The sequence below is a fragment of the Pseudomonas sp. 5Vm1k genome (assembly GCF_056161485.1).
Genome location: NZ_JBSPCZ010000023.1, coordinates 74,109 through 88,687, shown reverse-complemented (window position 1 = coordinate 88,687; position 14,579 = coordinate 74,109). Strand labels below are relative to the sequence as shown.

Annotated in this window: 14 protein-coding genes; 4 read left to right on the top strand and 10 right to left on the bottom strand. The window is 61.0% G+C overall.

What is annotated here, in order from left to right; genetic code table 11:
- Positions 1-209: 209 nt before the first annotated feature.
- Positions 210-1,433, top strand: coding sequence for a M20/M25/M40 family metallo-hydrolase (locus ACWIKB_RS29780; RefSeq protein ID WP_475271089.1), 1,224 nt, complete (start codon positions 210-212; stop codon positions 1,431-1,433).
- 336 nt (positions 1,434-1,769) lie between these two features.
- On the opposite strand, the gene ACWIKB_RS29775 is transcribed toward ACWIKB_RS29780, so the two are convergent.
- The 8 genes from ACWIKB_RS29775 to ACWIKB_RS29740 form a co-directional block, all read right to left on the bottom strand.
- Positions 1,770-2,639, bottom strand: a complete 870-nt coding sequence (locus ACWIKB_RS29775) for an isocitrate lyase/PEP mutase family protein (protein ID WP_475271088.1) — start codon at positions 2,637-2,639, stop codon at positions 1,770-1,772.
- Positions 2,640-2,980: 341 nt separating this feature from the next.
- The gene (gene astA, locus ACWIKB_RS29770) at positions 2,981-4,015 is read right to left on the bottom strand and encodes an arginine N-succinyltransferase (RefSeq protein ID WP_475271087.1); all 1,035 of its coding nucleotides are present in this window, start codon (positions 4,013-4,015) and stop codon (positions 2,981-2,983) included.
- 61 nt (positions 4,016-4,076) lie between these two features.
- Entirely contained in the window at positions 4,077-5,093 is a 1,017-nt protein-coding gene (locus ACWIKB_RS29765) for an arginine N-succinyltransferase (RefSeq protein ID WP_475271086.1), read from the bottom strand.
- Positions 5,094-5,213: 120 nt separating this feature from the next.
- The gene (locus tag ACWIKB_RS29760) at positions 5,214-6,563 is read right to left on the bottom strand and encodes an APC family permease (protein WP_463260236.1); all 1,350 of its coding nucleotides are present in this window, start codon (positions 6,561-6,563) and stop codon (positions 5,214-5,216) included.
- A 70-nt stretch (positions 6,564-6,633) separates the two neighbouring features.
- Positions 6,634-7,386 carry an N-formylglutamate amidohydrolase gene (locus ACWIKB_RS29755; protein ID WP_475271085.1) on the bottom strand — a complete coding sequence of 251 codons (753 nt, stop codon included), beginning with the start codon at positions 7,384-7,386 and terminating at the stop codon, positions 6,634-6,636.
- Positions 7,370-8,701, bottom strand: coding sequence for a type I glutamate--ammonia ligase (locus tag ACWIKB_RS29750; protein ID WP_475271084.1), 1,332 nt, complete (start codon positions 8,699-8,701; stop codon positions 7,370-7,372). The genes ACWIKB_RS29755 and ACWIKB_RS29750 overlap by 17 nt, the downstream gene beginning before the upstream one ends.
- A complete protein-coding gene (locus tag ACWIKB_RS29745; protein WP_475271083.1) occupies positions 8,698-9,342 on the bottom strand; it encodes a cysteine hydrolase family protein in 645 nt (214 codons plus the stop codon). Before ACWIKB_RS29745 ends, ACWIKB_RS29750 begins: the two co-directional genes overlap by 4 nt.
- Positions 9,343-9,344: 2 nt before the next feature.
- Positions 9,345-10,199 (bottom strand): MurR/RpiR family transcriptional regulator, encoded by an 855-nt coding sequence (locus ACWIKB_RS29740; RefSeq protein ID WP_475271082.1) that lies wholly within the window; start codon positions 10,197-10,199, stop codon positions 9,345-9,347.
- Between the two features lie 404 nt (positions 10,200-10,603).
- Between ACWIKB_RS29740 and ACWIKB_RS29735 the strand changes: the two genes are divergently transcribed.
- Entirely contained in the window at positions 10,604-11,176 is a 573-nt protein-coding gene (locus ACWIKB_RS29735; RefSeq protein WP_475271081.1) for a histidine phosphatase family protein, read from the top strand.
- Positions 11,176-11,931: a precorrin-6A synthase (deacetylating) gene (gene cobF / locus ACWIKB_RS29730; RefSeq protein ID WP_475271080.1), complete on the top strand. Its 756-nt coding sequence runs from the start codon at positions 11,176-11,178 to the stop codon at positions 11,929-11,931. The genes ACWIKB_RS29735 and cobF overlap by 1 nt, the downstream gene beginning before the upstream one ends.
- A 107-nt stretch (positions 11,932-12,038) precedes the next feature.
- On the opposite strand, the gene ftrA is transcribed toward cobF, so the two are convergent.
- Positions 12,039-13,013, bottom strand: a complete 975-nt coding sequence (ftrA, locus tag ACWIKB_RS29725) for a transcriptional regulator FtrA (protein WP_475271079.1) — start codon at positions 13,011-13,013, stop codon at positions 12,039-12,041.
- A gap of 101 nt (positions 13,014-13,114) precedes the next feature.
- Here ftrA and ACWIKB_RS29720 point away from each other — a divergent pair, with 101 nt between their 5' ends.
- Positions 13,115-13,540, top strand: coding sequence for a rhodanese-like domain-containing protein (locus tag ACWIKB_RS29720; protein ID WP_475271078.1), 426 nt, complete (start codon positions 13,115-13,117; stop codon positions 13,538-13,540).
- A gap of 151 nt (positions 13,541-13,691) precedes the next feature.
- Here ACWIKB_RS29720 and ACWIKB_RS29715 read toward each other — a convergent pair whose 3' ends face one another.
- Complete coding sequence (locus ACWIKB_RS29715) at positions 13,692-14,330, bottom strand: type 1 glutamine amidotransferase (RefSeq protein WP_475271077.1); 639 nt, start codon at positions 14,328-14,330, stop codon at positions 13,692-13,694.
- Positions 14,331-14,579: the final 249 nt, after the last annotated feature.

The window sequence follows — 14,579 nt, the reverse complement described above, 5'->3', positions numbered from 1 at the left end:
CTGGTATTGGTCACAAAATTTTGGAGAAACACAGATCCTCCTGTGGGAGAGGGCTTGCTCGCGAAAGCGGTGTGTCAGTCAAAAGTGATGTCGACTGACCGGGCTCCTTCGCGAGCAAGCCCGCTCCCACAATGTCGCATTCGGTATAGAGCCTCGCGCCACAGTCAGGTAGGGTTCAGGAACCCCCGACAAGAAACAAGGATCGATTCATGACGTTCAAACTCACCAGCCTCGCCCTGACCCTCGCCCTCGGCGCTTTCGCCCCCGCAGCCTTCGCTGAACCCAACAAGCAAGTCCTCGCCGATTCCGAGCAATACAAGGCCGATGCCCTGAAACTGCTGGAAAAACTGGTCAACATCGACTCCGGTTCCGGCTATGAACCCGGCCTGACCCAAGTCCGCGACATCGCCGTCGATGAGTTGAAAAAACTCGGCTTCGCCATCGAACTAGTGCCCAACACCCCGGACAAAAGCAGCCATGTGATCGCCACGCTTAAAGGCACCGGCAAGGCGAAAATCCTGCTGATGGCGCACATGGACACCGTGTTCAAGGAAGGCTCGGCCACTGAGCGTCCGTTCCACATCAAGGACGGTCGCGCCTACGGGCCGGGCGTGATGGATGACAAGGGCGGCATCGTCGCCGGGATCTACGCGCTGAAAGTCCTGAAAAACCTCGATTTCAAGGACTACGCCCAGATCACCTTCCTGCTGGATGCCAGCGAAGAAACCGGCTCGGACGTCGCCACCGACTTGATCAAGAAAACCGCCAAGGCACACGACGTGACCCTCAACCTCGAACCGGGTCGTCCGGCGGATGGCCTGGTGGTGTGGCGTAAAGGCAGCGCCACGGCGGTGGTCGAGGTGAAGGGTAAAGCGGCTCACGCCGGGGTCGCACCGGAACTGGGGCGTAACGCGGCAATGGAAGCGGCGCACCAGATTCTGCAACTGGGCAAACTCGGTGATGAGGCGAAAAAAACCACCATCAACTTCACCGTGCTCAAGGCCGGCGACCGCACCAACGTGATCCCGGACCAAGCCACCGCCAAGGCCGACGTGCGCGCGGCAGTGCCGGAAGAATTCGACCGGATCGAGAAGGATTTGGCGCGGGTGTCCAAGGACAAATTGATTCCGGACACCGAAGTCACCACCACCCTGCAACGCGGCCTGCCGCCAATGCCGCAGACGCCGGAATCCGATCGCTTGATGGCCATGGCCCAAGGGATCTACGGCGAAATTGGCCGCAAGTTGACCGAAGAAGGCAGCGGCGGGGCGGCGGATGCCAGCCTCTCGGCGGGTGTGGGCACGCCGACGCTGGATGGGTTCGGGATTGTTGGCGGCAATATCCACACGCCGGAGGAATATGCAGAAGTCGAGAGCGTGTCGCCGCGGATTTATCTGTTATCGCGGATGATTATGGAGCTGGCCAAGCGGTAAGCAACGCCGCCACCGATCGTTCCCACGCTCTGCGTGGGAATGCCTCAACGGACGCTCCGCGTTCGGCTTTGGATGGGACGCAGAGCGTCCCGGGCTGCATTCCCACGCAGAGCGTGGGAACGATCATTCAACCTGTGGCGAGCGAGCTCGCTCGCGCTGGGCTGCGAAGCGGCCCCAAAAATCTGTCAGCAGTGCAGATTTTTGTGAGTGCTGCGCACTCAAGCGGGAGCAAGCTCCCTCGCCACAGGGATCAGTATTGATCACAGAATGTGTGTTCAACCGAGAACCCCTGTGGGAGCGAGCCTGCTCGCGAAGGCGTCCTGCCGGCTCACGCCATCACTCTTTGACGCGCATAAACTCTTCCGCGAAGCGGATGTAATCCTCAGGCTGCGTGTAGGTATGCGTCAGCTCGGTCGCGCTCAGGTCCGAGGCTTGGGTAAAGATCTGACGTTGTTCGCGCAGGCTGTCGTACGTGGCCTTGATCGCCGCAAAGTAGGCGCCATGCCCGTCGATGGTCACGCGAACACCCAGTTCTGCCAGGCGTTTGTCGTCGCGCAGGGCCGGGTTGCCGTAGGTGACCAGCATCAGTGGCACGCTCAGGTGTTCGGCGATTTTTTCCAGTTGGTCGAAGTCCTGCACGCCGACCATGCAAATCCCGTCGGCCCCGGCGTTTTGATATTGCTGGGTGCGGCTGATGATTTCCTGGATCGGCAGGATCCCCGCATTGGTGCGGGCGATGATCGCCATTTCCTTGTCGACCCGGGCTTCCAGCGCTGCGCGAATCTTGCCAACGCCTTCGGCCACGCCGATCAGGTCCGTGGACTTGCGGCCGAATTGGGCCGGCAACAGCGTGTCTTCGATGGTCAGTGCGGCGATGCCGGCGCGTTCCAGTTCGACGATGGTGCGCATCACGTTCAGCGCGTTGCCGTAGCCGTGGTCGGCATCGGCGATCACTGGCAACTGGGCCACGCGGCCAATGCGAGTGGCCTGCTCGGCGAATTCGCTAAGGGTGATCAATGCGAAGTCTGGCGCGCCCAATACCTGCAACGAGGCGACCGAGCCGCCGAGAATCCCGACTTCAAAGCCCAGGTCAGCGGCGATGCGTGCCGACATCGGGTCGAACACGGAAGCTGTGTGGTAGCACGTGTCGGAAGCCAGCAATTGGCGAAAGTTGCGGCGCAAATCTTGATGGGAAAGCCTGGACATATAAGTTCCACCACTGCATTGGAATGGAAGGGCTTGAGCAAAAGTGTCAACGCCGAAGGAACAAAAGGCTATCACGCGCGCGGGGTCAATAGGATGACGAATTTAAAGCAGGTGAAACGATACCGCTCTTTGTAGGCTGGGCTTGGGCATTTACACAGAGGGTGCGAGCGCTGACTTACCTGTGGCGAGGGAGCTTGTCGGAATGCCGCACCATCCCGCTCGGCTGCGAAGCAGTCGTAAAGACAGGCGACGCGGTACAACTGAAAAAACGAGGTGGCAGTTTTTGGGGCCGCTTCGCAGCCCAGCGGGAGCAAGCTCCCTCGCCACAATGGCGTGGTTGGTCACGCCGCCACAGCCTGCTGCTCCTGATTTAACAACGGCACAGCCCGCACCGAGTTCCCCGGTTGCAGTTGCAGGCGTTTGGCGGTGAGGCGGTCGACGATCAGGCTGTTGCCCACCAACCGCGCCTTGGCGGTGGTGATACGGCAGTTTTCCATGCGTCGGTTGTGGATCAGCCACACCGGGGCCTGATCGTCCGGGGTACCGATGCCCAGCACCAGCGGCTGACTGTCGCGCACGGTGCGGATTTTCGGGACCTGGGCTTCGATCACCGGCCCGCCGTCGAAAATGTCGATGTAGTCCTTGTGGGCAAAGCCCTCGGCGTTGAGGATTTTCAGCGCCGGCTGTGTGTTCGGATGCGCCTTGCCGATCACCGCCTGGGCCTGTTCGGTGAGCAGGCAGGTGTAGAGCGGCTGCCGGGGCATCAGTTCGGCAATGAACGATTTATGACCCAGCCCCGACAAGTGATCGGCGTAGCTGAAATCCATTTTGAAAAAGTGCCGGCCCAGGCTCTCCCAGAACGGCGAGCTACCTTGTTCGTCGGCACTGCCGCGCAGTTCGGCAATGAGTTTTTCGCCGAACAGTTGCGGGAATTCGGCAACGAACAGCAGCCGTCCCAGGGACAGCAACCGGCCATTGTTGCCCTGGCGCTGATCGGGGCGCAGGAACAGCGAGCACAGTTCCGATTGGCCGGTCATTTCGTTGTTCAGGAACAAGGTCGGGATCTGCCGCCGGATGCCCAGGTCCGGCGACGAACTGACCGTCAACCCGATCCGGTAGTTGTACCAGGGCTCGCGCATGCCGACGGCGCCGGTCAGGGCGCTGACCCCAACTACGCGCTGATCGTCGTCTTCGAGTACAAACAGATAATCGGCGTCGGCACGCTCGACTTGTTCGGCAAAGGTCCGCTGGGACCAACGCACGCGGTGGCCCAGGCGTTCCTCGTTGGCTGGCAGGGTGGTGAACCCGGGGCCGGCCTCTTGCACCAGCGCCATCAGGGCGGGCAGGTCGGTGACGTGAACCGGACGGACAATCATGATGCAGCTCCTTTTGCGCGCGTGCTCGGGCGCTGTCGTTGGGCACGGGGGCGGGTGACGCTCACAGGGCGATCAGCCGGATCGGGCTGCCGTCGGTGACGTTCAGGGCAGCGCACATTTCGGCGCTCAGGCCCACCGGTTGCCCGGCCTCGTAGGCCAGTTCGGCGATGATGGCCCGGTAGTCCTTGAGCGAGTCATTGCTCACCAGGTAACTGCCACGGGCGTCGATGGCCTCGACGGGCTGCGCGGCACCGGTGTGGCTGTGGGCGATGGAGCGAATTTGGGCGGTGCGTGCATACAGCGTCGGGCCGCCGTCGAACAGGTCGATGTAGCTGTTGGTTTCGAAGCCTTCGCGTTCCAGGATATCGAACGCCTCCTGACCGTCGGGGTGGATGCGGCCGATGCAGTCCTGCGCGGCCTCGGGCAGCATTGGCACGTAGATCGGATATTGCGGCATCAGTTCGGCGAGAAAGCTGCGGCTCTCCAGGCCGCAGAGCCTTTCGGCCTCGACATAAGGCAAATCGAAAAAGTGCTTGCCTATGGCATCCCAGAACGGCGATTGGCCCTGCTCATCGCTGTAGCCGACGATCTCGGTGATCACTGCGTCGGAAAACCGTGCCGCGTGAGCCGCGATAAACAACAGCCGAGCCCGTGACAGCAACTCGGAAAACGGCGTGCGTACCAGTGCAGCATCAATGTGGAAGCCGCGCAGCAAGGTGTGGCCGCTGAGGTCGTGGCACAAGGACAGCGCCGGCACGCCGTGCTCGATGTTCAGCTCCCGGGAGGCGCTGGTGAAGTGGCGGTTGCGCAGGCTGTAGAACGGCTCGCTGAAACCGGCGGTGGCAAGGACTTCTGAGCACCCGGTCAAACGCCGGGAGCTCAGGTCTTCAAGGACAAAAAAGTAGTTTTCCGGGCCATTGCCCTCAACGTCTTTGTCGAATGAGGCGCAGGAGTCGAGAATCTTCTCCCGCAGGCGATCGCTGTCATCCGGAAGGGACGTGACGCCTACCAGGCTATCGCGGGCCAGTTGTTGCAACTGAGGCAGGTCGGTTAACTGAACTGGGCGTAAGACCAGCATGGATGCACTCCTGTATCAAAGGGTTCGGCGGTTTGCCGTCGAACCTGACTATCACTGTCGGTTTCCACGCGTTAAAGCAGCGGTCGCCTGAACTTTTGTCAGACGCCGCCCTTTTTCTTGTCAGACGTTGCTTGGGTCGGGCAGCGTCGTGCTGGCGCCGAGCTTATTCAAGAAGAACAAATAGACCAGACCCAGGGCAATCCAGATCAGGCCGAGTTTCTGCGCGTCGACGCCCATGTTGTACATGATGGCCGCAACGATGATGAAGCCGATCACCGGGCACAGCAGGTGACGGATCACTTGCCCGGATTTCTGCCGGCGCCAGTAGTAATTGATCACGGTCAGGTGCAGCAGCATGAAGCCGCTCAACGCGCCGAAGTTCACCAGGGAGGTGAGGGTGTCCACCGAGTTGATGAACAGGTAGCAGATCACCAGCGACAGCACCGCCACCAGGTAAATGCTGATGTAAGGCGTGTTGTGTTTCGGATGGACCTTGGCCAGCACTTTCGGCAGTTTGCCGTCTCGCGCCATGCCGAACAGCAGGCGCGACACCGCGGCTTGCGAGGTAATGGCCACTGCCACGCCCCAGGCCAACGCCGTGGCCACGCCAGTGAGGGTCGCCAGCCAGCTACCGGCCGCGATTTCGGCGATTTCATAGAACGCGGTGTCGGCGGACTTGAAGCCCATGCCGGCGGCCAGGTCGGTGGCAATCCAGGTTTGCACCACGAAGATTACGCCCATCACCACCAGGGTAATCAGCGCAGCTTTGCCGACGCTGCGGCCAGGGTCGCCCTTGATCTCTTCGGCGAGGGTGGAAATCGCGTCGAAGCCGAGGAACGACAACACCGCAATCGACACCGCTTGCATCAGCAGGGCGAAGTTGAAGGTTTCGGGGTTGTACAACGGCGCCAGGGTCAGTTCGCCGTGACCGCCGCCGCTGTGCAGCGCATTCCAGGCGTAGAACAGGAAAATGCCCAGCACCACCAACTGCGCCAGCAGAAACACGATGTTCATCCGAGCGGTGAAGGTGATGCCGCGCAGGTTCACAAAGGTCGCGCTGACCAGGAACGCCAGGATGAAACCGACTTTCGGAATGTCCGGGTACAGGTGATTCAGCGCCATGGCCGCGTAGACATAGAGCAGAGGCGGGATCAGCAGATAATCGAGCAGCATCAACCAACCAGCGATGAAACCCACATGTTGATTAAGGCCCCGTTGGGCGTAGGAATAAACCGAACCTGCAATCGGAAACGCCCGGGCCATACTGCCGTAGCTCAGGGCGGTGAACAGCATCGCCACCATGCCGATGATGTAGGCCAGAGGCACCATCCCCGGTGCCTCGGCGTTGACGTAGCCATACACGCCAAACGGGGCGATGGGGATCATGAAGATCATCCCGTACACCACCAGGTCCGTGAGTGTCAGGCTTCGTTTCAACTCCTGTTTGTAGCCGAATTCTTCTATTTCCATGAAGCGTCTCTCCTGGTCATTCCATCGAATATTCTTTTTTTTCTATTGCGCTACAGCCTTTACTTTTTTCCTACAGCAACGGGGCGAGGTACTCGCTCCAGCGTGCAATCGCCTCCGGTGTACGCAGCAGATCGTTGCGCACCTCAATCAACACGGACTCCAGCCCACGGGCATCGCCGTGCACCGGTACAGTCATGTCCCCCAACGGGTCGATCTTGTACGGCTGATTGCCGGCCACTTTAAGCGGATGCTGGCTTAGTCCGTCAATGACCCGTTGGGCGTATTGCCGGGCTTCGCCAAATAGCACACCGGCTTCCAGTGACCGGGGCTGACCGTAATAAACCGGGGTAAAACTGTGAATTCCCACCACACGGACCGCTTGTCCTCGCGCAACGCGCTCGTCGATCAGGGTTTGCAGGCGTGTGTGAAACGGCTTGAACAGCGTTTGCCGACGATATTCCCGGGTGGCCTCGTCCAGTTGCTGGTTGCCGGGCACCTGGTAGATTTCGCTCTGGCCCGGAATGCTGTCCGGGGCATGGCGCGGCCGGTTGAGGTCGATCAGCAGTCGCGAGTAGTTGGCTGCCAGCAGCGTTACGCCGAGGGTTTCGGACAAGCGCTGGGCCAGCGCCAGGGCACCGATGTCCCAGGCAATGTGTTCGTGGGCGGCTTCATGGCTCAGGCCCAGGTCATTCAACGCTGGCGGAATGAAACGGCTGGCGTGTTCACACACCAGAATCAACGGGTGCTCGGAGGCTTCCCGGCTCAGGGTGTAAGGGGGCCGGGTGTAGAGGCCCAGTTCAACGGATTCAGTACAGGCGCGCATAGTGCTCACAAAGGTCGGCGGGCGAGAGCTGTTCCGTCAGCGTCAGTTCCTCGGTTTTCAGGGCGAAATAGGTGTCGAGCAATGCCGTGGGCAAGGCTTCGATCAGCGCCTCACTGTTGCGCAGGCAATCCAGGGCCTGGGCCAGTGAGGCGGGCAGGGCGACGATGCCCCGAGCCTGGCGTTGTTCTTCGTTCAGCGCATCGGGGATTTCATCGGTGATCGCGTTCAGCGCCAGGCGTTGTTCGATGCCCAGCCGCCCGGCGATCAACAACGCGGCCATGGCCAGGTGCGGCGACGCGGTGGCGTCCATCGCACGGAATTCCAGGTTGTACTGCGCCGCCACCGATTTGCCCCCCAGGCTTACTGTCGGGCAAATCCGCAGCGCCGCTTCGCGGTTACGTTGGCCGAGGCAAGCGTAAGAGGCGCTCCAGTGATGGGGCTGCAAACGCTCGTAGGACACTGGTGTCGGTGCGGTAAAGGCGCAGAGGGCCGGCAAGTAATGCAGGATTCCGGCGGCCCAGTGCTGGCCGAGGGTCGACAGGCCGTTGGTGGTGCCCGCGTCATAAAATACCGGTTGCCCGGCCAGGTCTTGCAGGCTGACGTGTAAATGCACGCCGTTGCACACCGCGTGCTCGGCGGTCTTGGGCGCGAAGCTCAGGTCCAGGCCCATTTGCCGGGCGATTTCCCGGGTGATCTCCCGCACGTTAACCGCACGGTCCGCCGCCGCGACCCCGAGTGTCGGGCGGCAGGTGATTTCGTATTGGTGCTTGCCGTATTCCGGCAGAAACATCTCCGGCTCGACGCCACCGGCGCGCAGGGCGCTGAGCAGCCAGCCACCAAACTCGGCGCCCTGGCGTTGGGCTTCAAGGGTGAACGCCAGATGCTCGGCGGTGCCGGCATTCACATTGAATTCATGTTCGAACGCGGCGTTGACCTGCAAACCCAACTCGGCCCGATAACGTTCCACTTCGTTGCGCAGAAGCGTGCGCGGGCAAGCGCCCCAGGGGCGGCCATCGGTTTCGCAGATGTCGCCGTGGATGAAATCCAGGGCCGGCGCGTTGGCGTCGGGGCCATTGTTGACCGTCACTCGGCTGCTCACCTCGGGAATCAGCCGCAGGTCACCGTAGGCGCCCCACGGATTGGTCGAGGCGATGATGTCTTGTGGGGTCAGCGCGCTGTTGGCCGGCACCCAACCGCAACCGGCGGCTTGATAGTCCTCCAGTTCATCGGTCGGAAAAGAACGACCGCGAGTCACGCCGATCAGGTCAGTGGTGACAATCGTGGTCATCGGTACCGGCAGCAGGCGTGCGCTCATGGCTGTATCTCCTGCAAACGGGCGAGTACGGTCTGAGTGTCGGTGATCCAGCAGTAACCTTTGATCGCGTTGAGGCAAGCCTGATGCCGTTCCGGTGTGTAGGTGGCGCAGGCATCTTCCACCAGGGTCACCAGATAGCCGCGGTCGGCGGCGTCGCGCACGGCCATGTCCACGCACTGGTCGGTGACGATGCCGGCGATCACCAGATGCCGGACCTCAAGGTTGCGCAGCACGTAGTCGATGTTGGTGGAGTTGAAGACTCCCGAAGAGGTCTTGGGCAGCACGACTTCGTTTTCCGTCGGCGTCAGATCATCGATGATTCGCGCCTGTGGGCTGCCCTTGGGCAGGTGCATATCCGAGAGCTTGTGGTCCAGGGAACGGTCGCGGCCATCGGCGGTGAGGCTTTCGATCAGGGTGTGCAATACGTTCTGCCGGACACTGCGAAAAGCGCTGAGCAAACGTCGCTGGTTGGGCACCACCTGCATGTGAGTGCGCGTCAGGAAATACTCGGCGTCCGGCCCGTTGAGGTGTGGGTCGAACTGTGGTTCGAGCCAGGCCCGCTGCATATCGACCAGCAGCAGCGCGGTGTGGTCGGTGACAAAGGGCAGGTCACGTGGCGAGCGGTGGGGGAGCGTAAACATCCTTATTTTTCCTCCAGCAGGTGGGTGTCGAAGTCGGAGCGCAGGGCGTCAATGCCTTCCAGGCGTTCGGCCAACTCGGGGCTGCGCAGGGTCAGGCAGGCGATCAGCGCTTCAATCTGCGCGAGCGCCGGGACCATGCTGTCGAATGCCGAGACCGATTCCACTGGCGCACTGATGATCAGGTCGGCCATTTCCCGCAACGGCGAAGCGTAGATGTCGGTGAACAGCACCACACGCGCATAACGATTTTTAGCGGCGCTGGCCACCCGCAGGGCCTGAGACTGGTAGCGGCGATAGTCGAACACCAGCACCACGTCCTGGCGCTGCACGTCGAACAGTCGGTCCGGCAACTGAGCGTTGTCTTCCAGGGCAAAACAGCTGGGCCGCAGCAGGCGCAAATGGTTGAGCAAATAGTTGGCGAGGAAGCTGCTGAAGCGCCCGCCGAAGCAATGCACCTGATGGCGCACGTCGAGCAGCCATTCCACCAGGATCCGCACATCTTCGGGTTGTGTCAGGGCCTGGGTTTCCACCAGGGAACGATGGGTTTCCGCCAGATAATGGCTCCACGGATCATCTTTTTGCAGGTGGGAGCGGGGTTGCAACAGGGTGCTGGGGGAGCGCAGGCGATGGTCCATGTCGCTGAGTAGAGCGTCCTGGAACTCCGCGTAACCGCCGAAGCCGAGTTTTTTTACCAGTCGCACAATGGTCGGATCGCTGACACCGGCATGTTCGGCCAAACGCGACATCGGGCCCAGTCCGTTACGCGGGTACTGGTCCAGCAAGGCGCGGATGACTTTGCGTTCCGACGGCGTGAGGTCCAGGCCGGGATCGGTGATCAGGTCTCTGAGAGGGGGCATCCGGGCTCCTGCTGGATGGGTGTGTCGGTTTTGTTTCACAATTCGCTAAAACAGTATTTATGTAACTCACGCTACATGTCTAGTGAATTTTTGCACAGGAAGGACAAGCCCCAAAATGAGGCAAAACGCCCGTGTAATGGGGCTACGCGGATGTCGACTGGGTTTGTAGGACATTGCCCATAACCGTGTCGGAGATAGCCCTTTTAGTACGACGAAATCCTGTGGGAGCGAGCCTGCTCGCGAAAGCGCAGTGTCAGGCGATATCGATGCTGACTGACTTGGCCCCTTCGCGAGCAGGCTCGCTCCTACAGGTTTTGCGCCTTTACCAATCGTCTTGCGGCACAATCGAGTAATTGTTTGCGGCGCGTTGCCGTTTTGCATTCCCAATAAAAGAGTGATTGCCCGTGCAGGCGACCCGTTTGACCTTGATTTGCCACGCCCGAACCGTCGCGCAAAAACTGGCGCGTTTTCCTGCTGATGAGCCGGTGGAAATGGTCTGGCAATCGGCCAAGTGTTCCCGACGAGGGTCCTCGAAGGTCGCGCCGCGTCTACTGTGTGGGCCAGAAGCCCGGACTCGCCAGACCGCTGAACTGTTCGGCAGTGATGCGCAAACCGTCGACGCCTTGCGCGATTGCGATTTCGGTCGCTGGCAAGGTCAGCGAATCAGTGAACTGCAAAAAACCGAGCCCGAGGCACTCAAGGCCTGGCTCGAAGACCCGCATTCCGCGCCCCACGGCGGCGAATCGGTGGTGCAACTCGGTGAACGCGCGGCGGCGTGGCTGGCGACACTGGAGACGACGCCGGGCGACATCGTCGCCATTACCCATCCCTATGTTGTACGTGCGGTGTTGACCCACGTATTGCAAAGCACGGCGTTTAACCTGATCGACGTCGAACCGTTATCGGCCATCGAACTGCGGTTTACCGGGCGCTGGCGGCTTCGCTTGATGAGCACTGATGCGGACGGAGGCTTTTGATGAAAACGTTGCTGGTCATCGGTATCGGCGCCGGTAACCCGGACTACATCACGATGCAGGCAGTGAAGGCGTTGAACCGTGCGGACGTGTTTTTCCTCATGGACAAGGGCCAGAGCAAGGACAAACTGATCGACCTGCGCCGTGAAATCTGCGAGCGCTACATCACTGATCACGACTACCGCTTCGTCGAAGCCCACAGCCCGGAACGGGAGCGTGGCGATGTGGACTACAAGGCCAGTGTCGACGATCTGAACCTCGCCAAGCAGCACACCTTTGAACGCCTGATCAACGAAGAAATGTCCGACGGCCAGTGCGGTGGTTTCCTGGTGTGGGGCGACCCTGCGTTGTACGACAGCACCGTGCGCATTCTCCAGGCGATTCTGGCCTCGGGTCGCTGTGAGTTCGAATTCGACGTAATCCCCGGCATCACCAGCGTCCAGGCCTTGGCGGCGCAGCATAAGGTGCCGCTGAATCGCATCGGTCACTCGATTGAAATCACCACCGGCCGGCGGTTGGCGGCGGGGCAGGTGAGCGATGCCGACAGTTTGGTGGTGATGCTTGATGCGCAAGATTCCTACCATCAGGTGGCGGATCAAGAGACAGAGATTTACTGGGGAGCCTACCTGGGAACGCCGGATGAAATCCTGATCTCGGGCAAGTTAAAGGACGTGGCGAATGAGATCGAGCGGGTGCGCAAAGCGGCCCGGTTGGCGAATGGGTGGATTATGGATACCTATTTGTTGCGCAAGCCCTGAGATAGATGTCGTCTGGGCTGGCCTCTTCGCGAGCAAGCCCGCTCCCACATTGGAATGCGGTCACCTGTGGGAGCGGGCTTGCTCGCGAAGGGGCCTGAGAGAACACCTCAAAAACTGGCCTCTACCCCACGCCCAAACCTTTCCCGATACACCGACGGTGGCACCCCGACTACGCTGCGAAACGCCACCCGAAAACTCTCCACCGACCGGTACCCGCAACGCTCGGCAATCTGCTCAGTATTGTCGCCCGTGCTCTCCAGCAACTCCCGGGCTCGAGCCAGGCGTTGATGCTGCAACCAGGTCTTGGGCGACTGGCCGCTGGCTTCGGTGAAACGGCGCAGAAAGGTGCGCTCGCTCATCGCCGCCTCGCTGGCCAGGTCGCGCACTTCCAGCGGTTCGTGCAAACGCTCCCTAGCCCACTGCATGACGCGCGACAAATCGCTGCGGGGCGTCGGGCTGACCGGTGTAGGAATAAACTGCGCCTGACCGCCGGTGCGTTGCGGCGACATCACCAGCCGCCGCGCCACCGAGTTGGCGACCTGAGTGCCGAAGTCCCGCGCCACCAGATGCAGGCAGGCGTCGATGCCCGCCGCGCTGCCGGCCGAGGTGATCAACTGGCCCGAATCAACGTAGAGCACGTCCGGGTCTACCTGAATATTCGGGAAGCGCTCGGCCAGTTCACCGCTGTAGCGCCAATGGGTGGTGGCGCGGTGTCCGTCCAGTAAACCGGTGGCGGCCAGCACGAACACCCCGGAGCAGATCGACAGCAACCGTGCACCTCGTGTGTGGGCCTGGCGCAACGCGGCGAGCAGCGCTTCGGGCACCGGTGCCTGGCGGTCGCGCCAGCCGGGCACGATGATGGTCCGGGCACTCTCCAACAGTTCCATGCCACCGTCCGCCAGCACTTGAATGCCGCCCATGGCGCGCATCGGGCCTTTATCCACGGCGACGATCTGATGCGTGTACCACGGGAAATCAAACTCCGGCCGGGCCAGGCCGAAAATCTCCACGGCGATGCCAAACTCGAAGGTGCACAGGCCGTCGTAGGCCAGGATTGCGACTAATCCAGGGTTGGGCTGCATTTGGCGGAAAGTTCCCGGTGGGTGTCTTGTGCGCCACTGTAGCGGCAAGCGGCGGGCAGATAAAGTCTGCCTACACCCACCGAGACTTAGGACTACACACCATGACCAGCCTGGTACGCGCCATTCCCGCCGCCCCGTCCGCCATTGCCCTGATGCATTTCAGTAATCGCCTGACCTTTGAAACCGATTGTTCCGACGTGTACGGCAGCCAGCAGGCCGGCGAGGTGGATTTTATTCTGGTGGATACACGCGGTCCGTTAGCTTTCGAGCGGGGGCATGTGCCCGGCGCAATCAATATTCCGGGACGGCTGATGACCGCTGACACGTTGGCGGCCTACAACAAAGCCACAGTGTTTGTGGTCTATTGCGCCGGCCCTCATTGCAACGGCGCCAACAAGGCAGCGGTGAAACTGGCGGCGCTGGGTTACCCGGTCAAGGAAATGATCGGTGGGGTGACGGGGTGGCTGGATGAGGGGTTTGAGTTGAGTCTCGAGGTGGCGCGTACGCCTATTGGTTGTGAATGCTGATCCCCAGACACAACTAATCAATTGTGGCGAGGGGGCTTGCCCCCGTTGGGTTGCGCAGCAGCCCCAAAAATCCCGGCCGTTGTCGAGAGTTTTTGGGAGCGCTGCGCACTCCAACGGGGGCAAGCCCCCTCGCCACAAAAGCGTTTCACCGTCAGTTCAATGTAACTACCCACCATTGATCCAACGTCCCCCGCAGCCACTCAAACACTGCAGCATGCTCGACACCATCATCCTGCCCCCACGGCAGCGGCGACTCATCAGCAAAATGCTCATTCAGCAAAACCACCGATTGCGCATCCCACTCCGGGTGAAACTGCAACCCGACCCGCGTCGGCCCCACCCGATACATCTGCTGCTCACACGCCTCACTGCTGGCCAGCAACTGCGCGCCGGGCGGCAAATCGATCGCGTCTTCATGCCACTCCAACACGTTCAACACTTGACCATCCGCAAAGCTCACGCGAGTCCAGCCTGTTTCCATGCGGGCCATGCGCCGTATATTCCCGCCCAGGCTCAAGGCCAGTAACTGTGCCCCCAGGCAAATGGCGAACACCGCCGCCCCTTGCTCCAGGCTGGCCGCCAGCCATTGGCGTTCATCTTCCAGCCACTCAGGCCCTGCGTTGGATTCGTAAGGCCCGCCCAGCAGAATCACGGGTGCCGAACTCACCGGCGGCAACTGCCCGAGATCGGCGCGAAAGATCTTCAGCGTGACCCCTCGCAGCTTCGCCCATTGGGCAATCGCACCGGGACCTTCGGCGGGGTGGTGCTGGATCAGGTTCAGCTTGGGCATCGGGGTTCTCTTGCGGGTGGCGAGTGGCACTCAATGTGCCGCAAAACATCCTCCGTCGCCAGTGACGCTCGGCGGCTGTTTGCATTGCGACTCTTCAGTCGGATCAACACCCGAATCCCGTAGGTTTTATCTGAAACCAGGTCTTGTCCTACAGTCTTTGCACCGCTCTGGCGCACGGGTTTGAACAAGCTAATCGGTGGGCCACTTTTTTATAAGTATTTGTCGCTTAAACGCAATTTGCCCTCCTGT

What these genes read in the sequence shown, in the direction of transcription:
- ACWIKB_RS29755 (WP_475271085.1), bottom strand. Translation starts at nt 7,386, where the DNA reads ATGCGCGCCTGTACTGAATCCGTTGAACTGGGCCTCTACACCCGGCCC.
- ACWIKB_RS29780 (WP_475271089.1), top strand. Translation starts at nt 210, where the DNA reads ATGACGTTCAAACTCACCAGCCTCGCCCTGACCCTCGCCCTCGGCGCT.
- ACWIKB_RS29760 (WP_463260236.1), bottom strand. Translation starts at nt 6,563, where the DNA reads ATGGAAATAGAAGAATTCGGCTACAAACAGGAGTTGAAACGAAGCCTG.
- cobF (WP_475271080.1), top strand. Translation starts at nt 11,176, where the DNA reads ATGAAAACGTTGCTGGTCATCGGTATCGGCGCCGGTAACCCGGACTAC.
- ACWIKB_RS29745 (WP_475271083.1), bottom strand. Translation starts at nt 9,342, where the DNA reads ATGTTTACGCTCCCCCACCGCTCGCCACGTGACCTGCCCTTTGTCACC.
- ACWIKB_RS29765 (WP_475271086.1), bottom strand. Translation starts at nt 5,093, where the DNA reads ATGCTGGTCTTACGCCCAGTTCAGTTAACCGACCTGCCTCAGTTGCAA.
- ACWIKB_RS29740 (WP_475271082.1), bottom strand. Translation starts at nt 10,199, where the DNA reads ATGCCCCCTCTCAGAGACCTGATCACCGATCCCGGCCTGGACCTCACG.
- ACWIKB_RS29750 (WP_475271084.1), bottom strand. Translation starts at nt 8,701, where the DNA reads ATGAGCGCACGCCTGCTGCCGGTACCGATGACCACGATTGTCACCACT.
- ACWIKB_RS29775 (WP_475271088.1), bottom strand. Translation starts at nt 2,639, where the DNA reads ATGTCCAGGCTTTCCCATCAAGATTTGCGCCGCAACTTTCGCCAATTG.
- ACWIKB_RS29720 (WP_475271078.1), top strand. Translation starts at nt 13,115, where the DNA reads ATGACCAGCCTGGTACGCGCCATTCCCGCCGCCCCGTCCGCCATTGCC.
- ftrA (WP_475271079.1), bottom strand. Translation starts at nt 13,013, where the DNA reads ATGCAGCCCAACCCTGGATTAGTCGCAATCCTGGCCTACGACGGCCTG.
- astA (WP_475271087.1), bottom strand. Translation starts at nt 4,015, where the DNA reads ATGATTGTCCGTCCGGTTCACGTCACCGACCTGCCCGCCCTGATGGCG.
- ACWIKB_RS29715 (WP_475271077.1), bottom strand. Translation starts at nt 14,330, where the DNA reads ATGCCCAAGCTGAACCTGATCCAGCACCACCCCGCCGAAGGTCCCGGT.